Here is a 15682-nt window from a genome sequence, read left to right on the forward strand (position 1 = left end):
CGACCACGGCCCGCCCGGGGGCGCGGGCGGGGTCCCCCCCGCCCCCCCGCCCCCGGGGGGCGGGGGCCCCCCCCCCCGCGGGGGGGGGGGGCCCCCCCCCCCCCCCCCCCCGCCCCCTTCCCATCACCGGACCCGAAGGGACGTACAGCCATGTCCGTACCCGGCTCCCCGCCGTCCGCCGACCTCCTGCCGTCCGTCGACTTCCTGCCGTCCGTCGACCACCTGCCGTCCGCCGACCACCTGCCTCCCGCCGACTCCCTGGCCGCCGGCGCCTGGGGCGACGCGGCGGTCAAGTTCGGCAACAGCATCGGCGCGATCGCGGGCTTCCTCGGCATCCTGCTGCTGGTCTTCCTGGTGGCCGGCCGGGCCAGGGGTCGGCTGGCCCGACCGCTGGCCGTGCTGGTCTTTCTCGGGCCGGCCGTGCTGCTGCTGGCGGTCGGCCTGGTGGTGCCGCTGGTCCGAACCGTCTACCTGAGCCTGCAGAACGCCGACGGCAGCAGGTTCGTCGGTGGCGAGAACTTCGGCTGGGCCTTCACCACCGACTCGATCCGGGAGGTGCTGCTCAACACCCTGCTGTGGCTGGTGGTCGCGCCCCTGGTGGCGACCGGGCTGGGCCTGGTGCTGGCGCTGCTGGTGGACCGGATGCGCGGTCAGGCGGTGTACAAGTCGCTGATCTTCATGCCGATGGCGATATCGCTGGTCGGCGCCTCGATCATCTTCAAGTTCGTCTACGAGGCGCGCGGCAAGGACCAGCCGCAGATCGGTCTGCTCAGCCAACTCGCCCACGCGGTGGGCTGGTCGGACCCGCCGAACTGGCTGCTCAGCCAGCCGCTGAACACCTTCCTGCTGATGGCGGTCATGGTCTGGGTGCAGACCGGCTTCGCGATGGTGGTGCTGTCGGCGGCGATCAAGGCGATCCCGGACGAGGTGACCGAGGCGGCCCGGCTGGACGGCGCGACCGGGCTGCGACTGTTCTGGTCGGTCACCGTACCGATGATCCGCACCACGGTGATGGTCGTGCTGACCACCGTCATGATCATCACCTTGAAGGCCTTCGACATCGTCCGCACCATGACCGGCGGCAACTTCGGCACCCAGGTGCTGGCCAACGAGATGTACTCGCAGTCCTTCGTGCAGTTCGACGACGGGCGGGGCAGCGCCCTCGCGGTGCTGCTGTTCCTCGCGGTGCTGCCGCTGGTGGCCTACAACATCGTTCAGCTGCGGAGGGAGCGTGAGGTGCGGTGAGTACTCCTGAGGGGGAGGCGGTCGGCGCGGGACCCGTCGACCGGAAGCCTGCCGACCGTCGGTCCGATCGTCGCCGGGCTGATCGTCGCCGGGCTGGTCGTCGTCCCGCCGACCGCCGTACGGCTGAGGGGAACCCCGTGCGGAAGGCCTTCAGCAGCCCGCTGGCCTCGGTGTTCGTGATCGCGATGACGGTGCTCTGGACGATCCCGACCCTCGGCCTGCTGGTGACCTCGCTGCGTCCCAAGCAGGACGTGACGGCCGACGGCTGGTGGAACGCCCTGCTCCACCCGGACTTCGGGCTCGGCAACTACCACGCGGTGCTGTTCGAGGGCGGCTCCGGCGTCTCCACCGGTCTGATGCCCTTCCTGGTGAACTCGCTGGCGATCAGCGTCCCGGCCACCCTCTTCCCGCTGGTGCTGGCGGCGATGGCGGCCTACGCGCTGGCCTGGGTGCGGTTCCGGGGGAGCGACGCGGTGTTCTTCACGGTGTTCGCGCTCCAGGTGGTGCCGCTCCAGATGGCGCTGATCCCGCTGCTGCGGCTGTTCTCCGGCGGCGCGCACCTGGGCCCGCTGACGTTGATCCCGGCGGTGGACCTGAAGGGCAGCTACGCGCCGGTCTGGCTGGCGCACACCATGTTCGCGATGCCGCTGGCGGTGTTCCTGCTGCACAACTTCATCGCCCAGCTGCCGCGCGACCTGATGGAGGCGGCGGTGGTGGACGGCGCGTCGCACTTCAAGATCTTCCGCTCGATCGTGCTGCCGCTGTGCGCCCCGGCGCTGGCCTCGTTCGCGATCTTCCAGTTCCTGTGGGTCTGGAACGACCTGCTGGTCGCGCTCACCTTCGCCGGCGGCACGCCGGAGGTGGCGCCGATGACGGTCCGGCTCGCCCAGCTGTCGGGCTCCTTCGGCGGGCGCTGGGAGCTGCTCACGGCCGGGGCGTTCCTGTCGATCATCGTGCCGCTGATCGTCTTCTTCAGCCTCCAGCGGTACTTCGTCCGCGGGCTGCTGGCCGGGTCGGTCAAGGGATAGACCGCGGCCACGTTCTTCTGAACGCGTTCAGAACCAACTTTTGAACTTGTTCAGAATGGTCTACAGTCGGCAGCGGCCGAGGCGCCCGGCGCGCCCGTCGGCCGCCGGCGGACCGCCCCGAGGGCGGCTTCCGCATGCCCGCCGACCACTGAGGGGGACTCATGTCAGGCCTGTCCGCGCCCGCCCCGACCGATCCGCCGCCCGCGTCCGACCGCCGCCCGCCGGGCCCGCAGTGGTCGCCCGGACCGAACGGGCCGAACGGGCCGTCCCACCCGTACCGGTCGCCGGGCGCGAACGGGCCGTACCGATCGCCCGGCACGCCCGTGCCCTCGCGCGGTGAATGGCTGCGCCGCACGGACCCCGAGCGCCGGGCGGCGGCCACGCCCCGAGTCCTCCTGTTCGCGCTGCTCACCGGCCTGCTGACGGCCTGGCTGCTGTACGACGGCGTGGGAGTCAACCTGCTGATCTGCGGTGCCGCCACCGCCGTCGGGGCCGGCCTCGTCGCCCACGCGGCGGGCCGCCGGGTCCGGCCCTGGACCGTGATCTGGAGCCTGCTCGCGCTCGCACTGCTCGCCGTCCCGGCCCTGTGGGACGCGAGCTGGCCCACCGTGCTGTCCGTCGGGGGCGCGCTCGGCCTGGCCTCGCTCGCCCTGCACGGCGGGCGCCGCTGGCCGGGCGTGCTGTTCGCCCTGCCCGCCGCCGTCTGGCAGTCGGTGCCGGGCGTGGGCTGGCTCTGGAACGGCCTGGAAGGCCGGCCGCTGCCCGGGCGCGGCCGGATCGTCCCGGTGCTCAAGGCGCTCGCGGTCGCCGCCGTGCTGCTGACCGTCTTCGGCCTGCTGTTCGCCAGCGCCGACGCCGCCATGGCGGACCTGCTGAGCGGCCTCAACCCCAGCTTCGACCTCCGCCAACTGCCTCTGCGCGCGGTGCTGTTCGTGCTCGGCGCGCTCACCGCGCTGGGCTTCGCGCACATCGCGGCCGGCCCGCGCCGCTGGGACCGCATGACGGCCCGGCCGGGACGGGAACGGCGACGGCTGGAGTGGGCGCTGCCGCTGGTCGCGCTCAACCTGATGTTCGGCGCCTTCGCGGTGATCCAGGCCGTGGTGGTGCTCGGCGGCGCGGACGCCGTGCTCGGCCGCACCGGGATGAGCCGCTCCGAATACGCCCGACAGGGCTTCTGGCAGCTGAGCGTGATCACCGTGCTGACCCTGGTCGTGGTGGCCGTCGCCAAGCGCTGGGCCCCACGCACCACGCCCGCCGACCGCAGGGTGGCGCGGATCCTGCTCGGCCTGCTCTGCCTGCTCGCGCTGGCCGTGGTCGCCTCGGCGCTCGGCCGGATATGGTTCTACGTGGACGCCTCCGGGCTCACCCGGCTGCGGCTGTGGGTGCTGGTGGTCGAGCTCTGGCTGGGCGTCGTCTTCCTGCTGCTGGTCACCGCCGGGCTCACCCGCGGCGCCGGCTGGCTGCCGCGCACCGTCGTCCTGAGCGGCGTGCTCACCGTCGCGGTGTACGGGCTGATCGGGCCGGACGCGATCGTCGCGGAGCAGAACGTCGCCCGGTACGAGCGCTCACAGCGGATCGACCTGCGCAACGTCCGCGAGCTCTCCGCGGACGCGGTGCCCGGCCTGGACCGGCTCCCCGAACCGCAGCGGACCTGCGCGCTGCAGCTGATCCGCACCGACCTGGCGGACCACCCCTCGGCCTGGTCCGCCACCAGCCGCGCCGTCGACCGGGCCCGCGCGATCCTGGCCGCGCGGCCGTTGGCCGACGACGGGCCGAGGGAGACGAGCGCCTGTAGGCGGGCGGGGCTGCGGATCGACCCGTACTTCTGACGGCCGGGGTGCGCGACGGGCCCGCCGGGAGCGTGCTGCTCCCGGCGGGCCCGTTCGGCGGCGGCGCCTCAGTGCGTCGCGGTGCCCCAGCGGGTCACGGCGCTCGGTGCGTTGTGACCGCTCAGTGCGTTGTGATCGCTCAGTGCGTTGTGATCGCTCGGCGCATCGCGATCGCTCAGTGCATCGCGACGCCGGCGGAGTCGCCGCTCGGCAGGTCGCTGGCCTTCGCCTTGACCACGAAGAGCGCGATCAGCAGGGCGACCCCGGCGAGCGCCGCGCCGACGATGAAGCCGTGCGAAATCCCCTGGGTCAGCACGGAGTTGGAGGGGTCGGTGCCCGGGATGAACTCGTGATGCTGCTCGAAGAAGGCCTTCTCCTGCGCACTGGCGCTGTGCATGAACGCCGGAAGCTGGGCCTTGGTCTCGGCGGTCGCGTAGTGCGCGAAGACCGTGGTCAGGATCGACAGGCCGAGCGAACCGCCGATCTGCTGCATCGAGTTGAGCAGGCCGGAGGCGGCGCCGGCCTCCTCGCCCGGCACGCCCGCGACCGAGAGCAGCATCACCGGGACGAAGATCAGGCCCATGCCGAAGCCGAAGACGACCGTGGGGCCGAGCACCCCGTCGACGTAGCCGCTGTCCTTGCTCATCTGGGTCAGCCAGGAGAGCCCGACGGTGACCAGCAGCGCGCCGCCCGCCATGAACGGCTTCGGGCCGTACTTGGCCTGCAGGTTGGACGCGATCTGCGCGGCGATGATGATCGAGACGCTGATCGGCAGGAACGAGACGCCGGCCTTGAGCGGGCTGTAGCCGAGCGGTCCCTGCACGAACAGGACGACGTAGAAGAAGATGCCGAACATGGCCGCGGCCAGGCAGAGCATCATCACCAGGCCGCCGGTGCGGTTGCGGTTGGCGAACAGGTGCAGCGGGGTGATGGGCTGGTCGGTGCGGTTCTCGATCACGAGGAAGGCGGCCAGCAGGATCGCACCGGCCGCGAAGGAGCCGAGCGTGATGCTGTCCGACCAGCCGTCCGAGGCGGCCCGGATGAACCCGTAGACCAGGCCGACCAGGCCGAGCGTCGAGGTGAGCGCGCCGGGCACGTCGAAGCGGCCCGGGTGGCGCTCGGACTCGGCGATGTAGCGCGGCGCGGCGATCGCGATCAGGATCGCGATCGGCACGTTGACGAAGAACACCCAGCGCCAGTTCAGGTACTCGGTGAGCAGACCGCCGGCCAGCAGGCCGATCGCGGCGCCCGAGCCGGCCACCGCCGAGAACACGCCGAACGCCTTGTTGCGTTCCGGTCCCTCGTCGAAGTTGGTGGCGATCAGGGCGAAGGCGGTCGGTGAACAGATCGCGCCGCCGATGCCCTGGAGCGCGCGGGCCGCCAGCAGCAGGCCGCTGTCCTGCGCGAATCCGCCCAGCAGCGAGGCCAGGCCGAACAGCAGGGTGCCGAAGATGAACACCCGGCGGCGGCCCAGGATGTCGCCCGCGCGACCGCCGAGCAGCAGCAGCCCGCCGAAGGTCAGCGTGTAGGCGTTGATGACCCAGGACAGGTCGGTGGTCGAGAAGTTCAGCGCGTCCTTGATGTGCGGCAGCGCGATGTTCACGATGGTCGTGTCGAGCACGACCATCAGCTGCGTGGCCGCGATGACGGTCAGGGTGATGCCCTTCCCCTGACCTGCGCGGCCCTTCGGTGGTGAGTTCTTGTTGGGCGTGTCGGAGATGGCCACGAATCTTCCCCCTGCGGGCTACGTGCTCGGTGCCTGGTACACGGTGCGTGGTGCTGGTGCGCGGTGGTGCCGCGCGGTGGTGGTACGTGCTTGGTGCCCGGTAACTCGGTGCTTGGTGTCCGGCCTACCTGCCGGGCCCGGGGTGCTGCTGTGCGCCGATGACGGGCGGGTGCAGGTGTGGGCTGGGAAGGAACGGTGCCGTTCACTAATCTGGACGATATCTTGGGCTTGATAGTGAACGCAAGCGTTCCTTAAGGAGGGTGGCGATGGATCGGTTGGTGCGACGCCTCACGGCGGACCGGGCGTCCGGTCGGGCGGCCGCCCGACCGGCGGAGGATGCGGTGCCGCCGCCCCTGGAGGCTGTGGCTGCGGCAGCAGGTGCGGCGCCCGTTGGGCCCGCAGGCCCTGCGGTGCCGGTGGGGCCCAAGGCGTCCGGGGAGTCCGGGGAGTCGGTGGTGCCGGTGGAGTCGGTGGCGCTCGCGGGGCCGCCGGGCGGGGAGTCGGAGCCCCGCTGCCCGGTGCGGGTCGCCCGGGAGGCGTTGGCCCGGCCGGTGCGGCGCCGGGGGAAGGAGTTGGAGAATGCGATCTTCGCGGCCGCGCTCGACCAGCTCACCTCCGGCGGCTACGCGCGACTGACGATGGAGGGCGTCGCCACTGCGGCGCGGACCGGGAAGGCCGCGCTCTACCGGCGTTGGGCCTCCAAGATGGAACTCGTCATCGACGCCCTGGACTCCACTCTCCCACGCCCTCACGGGGTGCCCGACCTCGGGTCCGCCCGGGCTGAATTGCTGCAGCTCATCGAGCTGTTCACGGGGGCGATCGGCTCCAGCGCGGGCGCCGCCCTGCACGTGCTGATGGGCGAGCTCTCCCAGCAACAGGCCGAGGTGTTCAAGGGCTTCATCGTGCAGCGGGTGATGGAGCCGACCAAGGACACCATCCTGGACATCCTCCGTCGCGGCGTCGAGCGCGGCGACGTCCGGCCCGGCGCGGTCAGCCCGCTGGTCGCCGACGTCATTCCGGCGATGCTGCTGTTCCGGGTGAAGGTCCACGACCGGGAGATGGCCCCCGACTTCGCGGTCCGGCTGGTGGACGACGTGCTGGTCCCGCTGATCCGGCAGCCGTAGAGCGGCCGCGCGGGGCTGGCTCGGGGTTGGCTGCACTGGCTGGGCTGGGCTCGGGCGGCCGTGCGGGCTCGGCTCGGGGTCGTCGTCAGCGGGCTTAGGCTGGGGGTTGCCCCACTTGAACGGGCTGCCTTGCCGAACGGAGCCCCTGCGATGCCCATCGTCCCGCCGACGCACTCCGTCGAACGCTCGCTCCGCCGGGCCGGCGCCAAGGTCGTGGTGGGCCTGGACGAGGTCGGACGCGGCGCCTGGGCCGGGCCGGTCACCGTCGGCGCGGCCGTCACCGGACTGCGCAAGGCGCCCGAGGGGCTGACCGACTCCAAACTGCTCACCGAGCTGCGCCGCAAGGCACTCGCGCCGGTGCTCGCCGACTGGGTCACCGCGTACGCGCTCGGGCACGCCTCACCGCAGGAGTGCGACGAGCTCGGCATGACGGCGGCGCTGCGGCTGGCCGCCGTCCGAGCGCTGGAGGCGCTGCCGGTCGAGCCCGACGCGGTGATCCTGGACGGCAAGCACGACTACCTCGGCGGCCCCTGGCGGGTGCGCACGGTGATCAAGGGCGACCAGTCCTGCATCTGCGTCTCCGCCGCCTCGGTGCTCGCCAAGGTCCACCGCGACGGAATGATGGCCGAACTGGGCGAGGCGTACCCGGATTACGGCTTCGCGGAGAACGCCGGCTATCCGTCCCCGGTGCACCGCGCCGCGCTGGAGGAGTACGGCCCCACCGAGCACCACCGGCTCTCCTGGGCCTACATGGACGCATTGCCGAAGTGGCGTCACCTCAAGCGCGACCGGGACGTCGTGGGCGTGGTTCAGGGATCCGCCGACGAACAGTTGACGCTCGGTTTCTGACGGTCCGTCTGGAATTGCCCCGGGTGCGGGTGGCAGGTGTCCGATGCTCAATGGGTGGGGCGCCCGTGCGCCTCCGACCGGCATTTGATAGATATCCGGGTATGCCTGTCTTCCCCGAGGAGCCGGAGATTCACGAGAGCCTCCCGGGCCCCGGCGTTCCCTTCCCCCGCGAGTCGGACGCACAAGCCCTCCACGTGCCTGCCACCGGCGGCGAACCCGCCACCAAACCCACCGCCGTCGCACCGGCCCCGGTGCCCGGTCCCCGTCCGGCGCCCCCGCGCCCGGCTCAGCCGCGCGCCGACCGTTCGGGCCCGCCGCGTCTGATCCCCAAGCCGGGACCGGCGCCGCGCCGCCCGGCCGCTGCAACGCCGCAGGTCGAGGTCCAGCGGATCGCCGCCACCCCGGCCCAGGCGCTGGAACGCGCCGACGACGCGGTCGACCAACTGCTGGACTCCGGCCGCAACCCGGGCGACATCCTGGTGCTGACCGTCGGCGGGGCGCACCCCTGGCAGCAGCACGAACTCTCCTTCGGGGAGGAGCGCTACTGGGCGCAACTCACCGAGGGCGCGGACGTGTTCTACGCGGACGCCGTGCTCACCCGTCCGGTCCGCCGCGAGGTGGTCGTCCTGGTGGTCAACGGCGGTTCGCCCACCCGGGCCGCCGAGGCGTACACCAAGGCGCTCGGCCGCGCGACCGGCCTGCTGGTGGTCTGCGGGGAGGCCGGCCCGGCTGCCGCCGGGGTTGCCGCGCCGGGACGCCCGGTCACGGCCTGACAATCGTTCCCGCTCCGGGCCCGACGCCTCACGGTGCCGGGCCCGGAGTCCGTTCGAGGTGACCCGCCCCGCCGCGCGTCGGCGCGGAACTGGGCGTGCCGGGTGTGCGGGGTGTGCCGGGCGTGCGGGTCGGGCGTCGTGCGCCGCGCCTGCCGGTGCGTGGTGGTGCCCGTCGGCGCGTACGGCGACTGCCCGTCAGACTGCGGCCCCCGGGTCCGCCGGGCTGGTGGTGCCCGTCGGCGCCGTTCAGCGGGTGCCGGTGCGGCGGCTCGGTTCGACGGCCGTGACCCGCGCCGGCGTCCACGGGGGCTCGGACGGGTGGGAGCGCGGCGGAGCGTCGACGCGCTTGGCCTGCTCGGCCGCTTGCTGCCGGGCGCGCTGACTGCGCGGGGCGTCGTCGAGCGCCGATCGGGGCGGCAGCTCCGTCACGGTGTGCACCGGCCCGTCCGTCCACGAACCCGCATGCGGATTGCGTCCACTGCGCCCGTCTCCGAGGATCTGCCAGCCCGCCGGGGTGAGCCCGATGTACGAGCCGCAGCGCAGCCCGTGCAGCACGGACGCGTCCCGCAGCGCCCACATCCAGGCACCGTCCTGCTCCGTCCAGCCGGGCGCGCCCTCGCGGCAGCGCAGCAGCACGGCCGTCCGGGTCGGCTCGGGCCGGCGCAGGTCGTGCGGGATGATCCGGCGCAGGTGGGCCAGCAGGTCGTTCCGGTGCTGCCAGCCGTCGGTGTCGTGCGGCCAGGGCGTGAACGAGGCCGAGGCGGCCAGGTGGTGGAGCGCGTCCAGGACCGCGAGCACGATCGTGCCCGACTGGGGCAGGTGGCGCTGGTGCAGTTCCAGGACGAACTCGCGCGGATCGCGCAGCATCGGGATCCCCGAGGCGGTCCAGGTCTCCAGGTCGAGCAGCCGTCTGGGCGACGAACTCCCGGAGAGGGGATGCTGACCTCGGCCGATACCGTTGATCACGATCCTCCTTCCTGGCCCGTGGGCAGGCGGGTGCCTGGGTACGCCGAAGGGCGGGTCCAGCGGACCGGATTTCGGGTACCCCCCAATTCTCGGGGCAACCAGGGCGGACCGGCAACGATGAAATGATGAACGCCACCCGAAAGCCCATGATCTGCCGGATATGTTCCGCGGCCGCCCAGGTGTTGCCGAGGCAGCGCCCGACCTTGATCCACACCTCGCAAAGGGCATGGTGAAGCGCGTTCGGCATGGTGGGCACTCCTTTCCCGGGTCGGTCCGCGATGTGATCGAACTCGCCCTGTCCACTCCTTTCCGTTAGGCCATTCGGGTGAGGGTGATTGTGGCTGGAGACGCTCTGCCCGCGGCGGTCGGCCGGGGCCCGCTCACCCCTGCACGGCCAGGACCAGCGGCAGCACTGCGCTCGCTCCGGCCCTGCGCAGCAGCCGGGCGGCCACAGTGACCGTCCACCCCGAGTCCACGAGGTCGTCCACCAGCAGCACCGGCCCGCCGGCCGCTGCCACCGCCTGCTCCAGCTCCGGCGGCAGCATCAGCGCCCCGGCCAGCGAGTGCAGCCGTTGAGCGCTGTTGCTGCGGGCCCCGTGCGGCGGCAGCCCACCCGCGTACTCGATCCTCCCGAGCAGCGGCAGCCGCCCGATCTCGGCGATCCGCGCGCCGAGACTGCCGACCAGCTGGGGGCGGGTGGAGCAGGCCATGGTCACCACGCCGACCGGCCGCTCCAGCCGGGTGCCCTCCGCCGTCGTCGGCCCGGCCCAGCCGCCCGGGCCCCGCGCCCAGTCGGCCAGCACCGCCACCAGCGCGTCCACCGCCTCGCCGGGCACCGGCACGTCCGGCGCCTGCTCGGCGAGCAGGGTGCGCAGCCGGTTGCCCCAGCCGATGTCGGACAGTCGGCCGAGCGCCCGTCCGGTCTCCGCCTGCTCGCCCGCGGGGATCCGGCCCTTGAGCGGCACCCCGAGCGCGTCCATCCCGGTGGGCCAGAGGCGGCGCGGCTCGAAGCTCACGCCCGGGCGGCCGAGCGCGGCCCGGGCCGCGGCCAGCGTCTCGGCCGAGACCTCCGGGGTGTGCAGCGGGCCCGCGCAGTTGTCGCACCGCCCGCACGGCGCGGCCTGCTCGTCGTCCAGCTGGCGGCGCAGGAACTCCATCCGGCAGTCGGTGGCCGCCGCGTAGTCGCGCATCGCCCGCTGCTCCGCCTCCCGGGAGGCGGCCACCTTGGCGTAGCGGGCGGTGTCGTACTCCCAGCTCTGCCCGGTGGCCGTCCAGCCGCCCTTGACCCGGCGGACGGCGCCGTCGACGTCCAGCACCTTGAGCATGGTCTCCAGCCGGGTGCGGCGCAGGTCCACCCGGGGCTCCAGGGCGGCGGTGGAGAGCGCGCGGCCGGCGTCGGCCAGGGCGTCGATGGTGCGGCGCACCTGTTCCTCCGGCGGGAAGGCCAGCGAGGCGAAGTAGCGCCAGATCGCCTCGTCCTCGCGCCCGGGCAGCAGCAGCACCTCGGCGCGGTCCACCCCGCGCCCGGCCCGGCCGACCTGCTGGTAGTAGGCGATCGGCGAGCTGGGCGAGCCCAGGTGGACGACGAAGCCGAGGTCGGGCTTGTCGAAGCCCATGCCGAGCGCGGAGGTGGCGACCAGCGCCTTGACCCGGTTGGCCAGCAGGTCGGCCTCGGCGGTGCGGCGCTCGGCGTCCTCGGTGCGGCCGGAGTAGGAGGCCACCGGGAAGCCGCGCTCGCGCAGGAAGGCCGTCACCTCCTCGGCCGCGGCCACCGTCAGGGTGTAGACGATGCCCGAGCCGGGGAACCGGTCGAGGTGGTCGGCCAGCCAGGCCAGCCGGTGCGCCGGGTCGGGCAGGGCGAGCACGCCCAGGGTGAGGCTTTCCCGGTCGAGCGGGCCGCGCAGCACCAGGGCGTGCTCGTCGGTGGTGCCGGTGCCGAGCTGCTCGGCGACGTCCGCGGTGACCCGGGCGTTGGCGGTGGCGGTGGTGGCCAGCACTGGGACCCCGGGCGGGAGGTCCGCGAGCATGGTGCGCAGCCGCCGGTAGTCGGGGCGGAAGTCGTGGCCCCAGTCGGAGATGCAGTGGGCCTCGTCGACCACCAGCAGGCCGGTGGAGGCGGCGAGCTTCGGCAGCACCTGGTCGCGGAAGTCCGGGTTGTTCAGCCGCTCGGGGCTGACCAGCAGGATGTCGACCTTCCCGGCGGCGACCTCGGACTGGATCTCGTCCCACTCCTCGGTGTTGGCCGAGTTGATGGTGCGGGCGTGGATGCCGGCCCGGGCCGCCGACTCGACCTGGTTGCGCATCAGGGCGAGCAAGGGGGAGACGATCACCGTCGGCCCGGCGCCGCGGGCGCGGAGCAGGGCGGTGGCGATGAAGTAGACCGCGGACTTCCCCCAGCCGGTGCGCTGGACGACCAGTGCGCGGCGGTGGTCGACCACGAGGGCCTCGATGGCCGTCCACTGGTCCTCGCGCAGGGCGGCGGCGGGGCCGGCCAGTTCACGGAGGACGGCCTCGGCCCGCGCCCGGACCTGGTCGCGGTCGGCGGCGGCGGTGGTGTGGATGTCGGGCTGCTGCATGGCGTCGATGTAACCCCATGGCGCCGACAAGGGGCGAATGCGGGTGAGGCACGGCAGCGGAAGGCGCAGTGGATTTCATCCGTTGATCCGCTGAACGGTTGTCAAAATCCACTCGGTGGAGTGGGTGTCGTGTGCTCCGAATGGGCGATGAGAAATTCGGGGCCCGAGTTATCCACAGGAAAAAAAGACGTTCGGCGTCGTTGTCGGATTGCGTTCACTCTTGCGGCCATGAACGCGATGAACAACGAACACGTCATCCTGTCCCTCGGACCGGCTTCCGAGCAGCGGCCGGTCGTCATGCGCGGTCCGGCCGACATGGCCGAGCTGTTGCCCTATCTCCTGGGGTTCTACCCCGACGACAGCATCGTCGCGGTCGGCCTCCAGGGCCCCGACCTGCACCAGGGCGGAGTCATCCGGGCGGACCTCCCGGCCTCGCCTGCGGACTGGCCCGCGGCGGCGGAGGAGACGGCCGCCCTGCTGGTCGCCCTCTCCGAGCGCCACGGCAGCCGCCCGCTCCAGGTGCTCCTCTACCTCTGCCAGGATCCGGTCACGGCGCACGCCCCGCCGGTGGTGGAGGGCCTGCGGCCGCTGGCCGACCACCTGCGGGCGGCCTTCGGGCGCAGGGGAGCGGCGGTCAAGGAGTCGCTGTGCGTCTCGGACGGCCGGTGGTGGTCCTTCCTCTGCCGCCGTGAGGGGTGCTGCGATCCGGCGGGCAACCCGGTGCGGCGCGGGCCCGATCCGGGCCCGGCGGCTGCCGCCGCGACGGTGGCGGGCCTGGTGCCGCGCGGCAGCCGCAAGGCGATCATCGGCGGGCTCGTCCCGGTCGGCCCACCGGAGGACGCCGCCCAGCGCGAGGCGCTCGCCCGCTCCGAGGCCGCCGTCGACTCGGTCTCCCGCGAGCAGGGCATCGAACTGTTGGAGCAGGCCTTCGCCGAGTTCGCGGCCGGCGCCCGGGAGCTCGACGAGGAGCGGGCGGCCCGGCTGCTCCTCGCCCTGCGGGACCGCCTCACCCGGGACCGCGGCGTCGAGTACGTCCGGCCCGCCGAGCTCGCCCCCGCCGAGCGGCTCTGGCGCTTCCTCGCCCGGCGCGCCGTGCCGCCGTACGAGGGCTGTGCGGTGGCCCCGCTCACGCTGCTGGCCTGGGCCTCCTGGGTCGCCGGGGACACGGCGACCGCCCGGGTGGTGCTCGGCCACGTGCTGCGGCTCGCCCCGGGCTACCTGCTGGCCGAGCTGCTGTACGAATCGATGAACGACGGCATGACGCCCGGGGCGCTGATGGCCGCCGTCGAGGCCCAGCGACGGCGGCGCGAGGAGCGCGCGGGCAGGCCGGCCACCGAGCCCGATCCCGCTGTGGACGGAGCGTCTGGGCCGGGGCCCGTCCCGGGCGCGGGCGAGGCCTCCGAGCGTCCCGAGGAGTGGCCCGGAACGGCCGACGGCGGGCGCCGACGCCGACGGGGCGCCCGCCGGAAGGGCGCGGCCACGGCGTCGACCCGGACCGATCGCGGCCCCGACGGGCCCGGTGGCCCCGGGAGCCCCGGCAGCTCCGCCGAGCAGGGGTCGGACGGGGGCGGGCCCGGGCCGGTGGCCCTGCTCCCGGGGGCAGGGTGTGGCCCGGCGGCAGGGCGCGGTCCGGCGGTCGGGCGGCGCCCCGCCCGGGGTGTGCGGCTCGACCGGGCGACGGCGTGCGCGTCGGCCGCCGTCCGGTCCGGTGCCGGGCGTCATCGGTGCCGGGGCACCCGGCAGGCAGCGAGAGGGGCCCGCCGTGCGCACTGATCCGCTCGCCGCCGGGCCGACCCCCGAGCTGCTACACCTCGCCGTGGGCCATCTTGATCAGCCGGTCCAGCACCTTGCCGCCGCTCACCCGCAGGCCGTCGTGCTCCCACTCGTTGGTGATCCAGGGCCGCAGGCCGCGCACCGCGCGGGCGGTCGCCAGCGAGTCGGCGGTGTCCACGTACATGTCGTCGTGGTACACCGCCGCCACGACCGGCACGGTGTTGGCGGCCAGCCGGGCCGGGTCGTACAGGTCGGGCCAGTCGGTGCGGGCGGCGAGAAGGTCCGCGGTCTCCTTCAGCGGGCGCAGCGCCGGGTCGGTGTCGAACATCCAGGGGTAGATCATCTCCCCGGTGAACAGCACCGGGGCGCCGGACTCCAGCGAGGCCCGGGCATCGAACTGCGGGAACTCCTTGCGGACCCGCTCGGCCGACCAGCCGGTGCCGCCTTCGTCCACCGAGCGCTGGCCGTAGATCGACTCGTGCAGCACGGCGTAGAGCGGGCCCTCGGCGAAGGAGAGCCGGGCCTGCACGCCGGCCAGGAAGGTGTCGGAGAGCTCGGCCCCGGCCGGGCCCTCCGCCCAGGTCTCCTCCAACAGGTAGTGCAGGGAGCCGGAGCCGCTGCCGCCGCCGAGCATGAGTCCGAGCGACTGGAAGGCCTCGACGGTCAGCAGCCCGCCACCGGGCAGGGTGGCGGGGGAGTCGGCGAGGTGGGCGGCGATCCGCCGCACGGTCTCGACGTCCTGCGGGAAGCGGGCGTAGTGGTCCTCGTTCTTGCTGACGACGCGCGGGTAGGCGGCGCGGTAGACGTCGTCGGCCGAGCTGCCGAGGCCGGAGAGGCCGCCGGTGATGAAGGCCTCGGTCAGGCCCTCCGGAGCGAAGGAGAGGTAGGTGAGGGTGCAGAAGCCGCCGAAGCTCTGGCCGAGTACGCTCCAGCGCTTGTCGGCGCCGAGCAGCCGGTGGCGGATCAGCTCGGCGTCCCGCACGATCGAGTCCGCGCGGAAGTGCGCCAGGTAGTCCGCCTGCTCCTGCGGGCCGCCGCGGCGGGCGAGGGTCTGCCGGGTCGCGGGCGTGGAGCGCCCAGTGCCGCGCTGGTCGAGCAGCAGCACCCGGTAGTCGTCCAGGGCGCGGTCCAACCAGGCGTCCCGGCCGAGCGGGCGGGCGGCCTTGCCGCCGGGCCCGCCCTGGAGGAAGACCAGCCAGGGCAGGGCGTCCTTCTCACGGCCGCAGGCCACCACCTCGCGGGCGTACACCTCGATCTGCTCACCGTCGGGGGCGGAGTGGTCGAGGGGGACCTGGAAGACGTGGTCGGTCGTGACAATCCCGGGCAGCCGGCTGACGGTGGACATGCAACTCCTCGGTCTCTGCTGGTCACAGCGATTGCGTCGCGGTTCACGGGGTCACCGGGTGCGGGCGCCGCGACCCCCGCACCGTATCCTGGCGGCGGTCGAGCGCCGGTTCGACCGTCCCCCCGGTCGGACAGCCTGCGGCGGCCGAGCCCACCGCTCCGAGCGGCACCGGAGCCGGCCTCAGCTCATGGACGGTGACGGGCCCGCGGCGAGGCTCTGAGCAACGGCCCGCCGGAGGCCGGGGGCGGCGATGCGACGGCCCGGCGGGCCGGGTGCGACCGGCGACCGCCACGTCGGGGCGTGACCTGGCGGCGGTGTGCGGCGTTCACCCCCGGGGGCCCTGCGCCCGTACGGTGTCCGACCGGCGCCCGGTTCCGGGCGGCCGCCCGCCCGGCGGTGCGGACCGGCCGAGCGAGACCGCCGGCCCGACGGGCGCGGGCCACGGGGG

The 15682-nt window shown here is 73.6% G+C and carries 11 protein-coding genes; 7 read left to right on the forward strand and 4 right to left on the reverse strand.

All coding sequences use genetic code 11. The features are described 5' to 3' along the window. Positions 1-150: 150 nt before the first annotated feature. From ACGF12_RS08810 to ACGF12_RS08820, 3 genes are all read left to right on the forward strand, one after another. Positions 151-1245: a carbohydrate ABC transporter permease gene (locus ACGF12_RS08810; RefSeq protein ID WP_393027348.1), complete on the forward strand. Its 1095-nt coding sequence runs from the start codon at positions 151-153 to the stop codon at positions 1243-1245. A gap of 137 nt (positions 1246-1382) precedes the next feature. Next, positions 1383-2273, forward strand: coding sequence for a carbohydrate ABC transporter permease (locus ACGF12_RS08815; RefSeq protein ID WP_387620413.1), 891 nt, complete (start codon positions 1383-1385; stop codon positions 2271-2273). 161 nt (positions 2274-2434) lie between these two features. Continuing rightward, positions 2435-4102: a DUF4153 domain-containing protein gene (locus ACGF12_RS08820; protein WP_393027351.1), complete on the forward strand. Its 1668-nt coding sequence runs from the start codon at positions 2435-2437 to the stop codon at positions 4100-4102. A 175-nt stretch (positions 4103-4277) separates the two neighbouring features. Here ACGF12_RS08820 and ACGF12_RS08825 read toward each other — a convergent pair whose 3' ends face one another. Then, on the reverse strand, positions 4278-5828 hold the full coding sequence (locus tag ACGF12_RS08825; protein WP_393027353.1) for an MFS transporter: 1551 nt from the start codon (positions 5826-5828) through the stop codon (positions 4278-4280). 455 nt (positions 5829-6283) lie between these two features. Between ACGF12_RS08825 and ACGF12_RS08830 the strand changes: the two genes are divergently transcribed. From ACGF12_RS08830 to ACGF12_RS08840, 3 genes are all read left to right on the forward strand, one after another. After that, complete coding sequence (locus ACGF12_RS08830; protein ID WP_393027355.1) at positions 6284-6952, forward strand: TetR/AcrR family transcriptional regulator; 669 nt, start codon at positions 6284-6286, stop codon at positions 6950-6952. A gap of 150 nt (positions 6953-7102) precedes the next feature. Further along, positions 7103-7801, forward strand: a complete 699-nt coding sequence (locus ACGF12_RS08835) for a ribonuclease HII (protein WP_393027357.1) — start codon at positions 7103-7105, stop codon at positions 7799-7801. 101 nt (positions 7802-7902) lie between these two features. Then, positions 7903-8574, forward strand: a complete 672-nt coding sequence (locus tag ACGF12_RS08840) for a hypothetical protein (RefSeq protein ID WP_393027359.1) — start codon at positions 7903-7905, stop codon at positions 8572-8574. A gap of 246 nt (positions 8575-8820) precedes the next feature. On the opposite strand, the gene ACGF12_RS08845 is transcribed toward ACGF12_RS08840, so the two are convergent. Both ACGF12_RS08845 and ACGF12_RS08850 read right to left on the reverse strand, forming a co-directional pair. Beyond that, positions 8821-9543 carry a hypothetical protein gene (locus tag ACGF12_RS08845; RefSeq protein WP_393027452.1) on the reverse strand — a complete coding sequence of 241 codons (723 nt, stop codon included), beginning with the start codon at positions 9541-9543 and terminating at the stop codon, positions 8821-8823. A 377-nt stretch (positions 9544-9920) separates the two neighbouring features. Next, entirely contained in the window at positions 9921-12116 is a 2196-nt protein-coding gene (locus tag ACGF12_RS08850) for a RecQ family ATP-dependent DNA helicase (protein ID WP_393027361.1), read from the reverse strand. A gap of 228 nt (positions 12117-12344) precedes the next feature. On the opposite strand from ACGF12_RS08850, the gene ACGF12_RS08855 reads away from it, so the two are divergent. Then, positions 12345-13889, forward strand: a complete 1545-nt coding sequence (locus ACGF12_RS08855) for a DUF4192 domain-containing protein (protein ID WP_393027363.1) — start codon at positions 12345-12347, stop codon at positions 13887-13889. Between the two features lie 31 nt (positions 13890-13920). Here ACGF12_RS08855 and ACGF12_RS08860 read toward each other — a convergent pair whose 3' ends face one another. Next, on the reverse strand, positions 13921-15234 hold the full coding sequence (locus ACGF12_RS08860) for an alpha/beta fold hydrolase (protein WP_393027365.1): 1314 nt from the start codon (positions 15232-15234) through the stop codon (positions 13921-13923). Positions 15235-15682: the final 448 nt, after the last annotated feature.

The sequence above is a fragment of the Kitasatospora sp. NPDC048296 genome (genome assembly GCF_043201815.1).
Taxonomy (GTDB): Bacteria; Actinomycetota; Actinomycetes; order Streptomycetales; family Streptomycetaceae; genus Kitasatospora.